At 58.1% G+C, this 1,307-nt stretch carries 2 protein-coding genes; both read right to left on the bottom strand.

Annotated features, from left to right (window positions below; all coding sequences use genetic code 11):
* A partial coding sequence (locus tag ACXRVY_RS29620; RefSeq protein WP_458239034.1) for a SulP family inorganic anion transporter occupies positions 1–365 on the bottom strand: 365 nt, incomplete at its 3' end.
* Between the two features lie 90 nt (positions 366–455).
* Entirely contained in the window at positions 456–1,187 is a 732-nt protein-coding gene (locus ACXRVY_RS29615; RefSeq protein WP_223459173.1) for a carbonic anhydrase, read from the bottom strand.
* Positions 1,188–1,307 lie beyond the last annotated feature (120 nt).

Here is a 1,307-nt window from a genome sequence, read left to right as displayed (position 1 = left end):
GCCAGCATGCCGTACACCACTGCAGGCGCCGTCACCCGAAACCAGCAGCCCAGCTTCAATCGACCGGCCAACAGTTGCAGCAAACCCGCCAGCAACAGAATCGGCCCGAGCATGGCGATACCGTGCTGGCGGACCAGTTCGAATACCAGAACGGCCAGGCCCGCCGCCGGGCCGCTGACTTGCAGCGGCGAACCGGCTAACCAACCGACCACCAGACCACCGATGATGCCAGTAATCAGACCTTTGGCCGGCGGCAGCCCCGAGGCAATCGCGATGCCCATGCACAGGGGCAGGGCAACCAGAAACACAACCACCGAAGCCAGCAGCTCCCGTGGCAGAACAGCTTTTAATTGAGCAGCACGCATGGTGAGTCTCCCGAAGTTTTCTTCAGGCATGGCAAAGCCAGGCTGCCTGAATGGCAGCCTCGGCTAAACCACACATCGATTTAGGAAGATTTAGAAGCGCGCTTTTGGCGTCGCCACAGGAATCGGCAGGCTGCCATTTAGCGGCAGGAAACAACCTTGATCGGCGTCGTAGGCTTTGATTTCGCTGGTTTCGATGTTGTAGACCCAGCCGTGAATAAATAACTGACCGTTGGCCATGCGCGAAGCCACCGACGGATGGGTGCGCAGATGCTGCAACTGGGCGATCACATTCTCTTCGGTGAGGATGTGCATGCTTTCGCTTTCGCTAGAGCAGTTGCAGTTCTCCTGCACCATGGTTTTTGCCACTTCGGCGTGCCGCAGCCAGGCTTTGACCGTGGGCATTTTTTCCAGGCTGTCCGGGTTGAGCACCGCGCGCATGGCGCCGCAGTCGGAATGCCCGCAAATAATGATGTGATGCACCCCCAGAGCCAGTACGGCGTACTCGATCGCCGTGGAAACACCGCCGTTCATTTGCCCGTAAGGCGGTACAACGTTGCCGACATTGCGGGTTACGAACAGGTCGCCGGGGGAGCTTTGGGTAATCAACTCGGGCACGATGCGCGAATCGGCGCAGGCGATGAACATCGCTCGTGGCCGCTGGGCCGTGGCAAGTTTTTTGAAGAGCTCTTCCTGTTGCGGAAAGATCTCATGATGAAAATGCAAAAAGCCGTCAACAATATGCTGCAACGCTGCATCGGCGGTTTCCGCCTCGGGTTCGGGCGAGGCCGACGCAGCCAACGGCTGTTTATCCTTGTCACTCATGATTCATCCTCATTGACGGGCTCAGGGAGTCATCCCGTGTGGTCCGGTGTGAAGCCAGTGGCTGGTTAAAAAACATCCAGGCCAATCATCTCGACCCATCGGTCACTCGATGAACAAGGT

The sequence above is a fragment of the Pseudomonas sp. P5_A2_2 genome, assembly GCF_054177685.1.
Note: the sequence above shows the minus strand (reverse complement) of the source record. Positions and strands in the feature narration are given on the sequence as shown.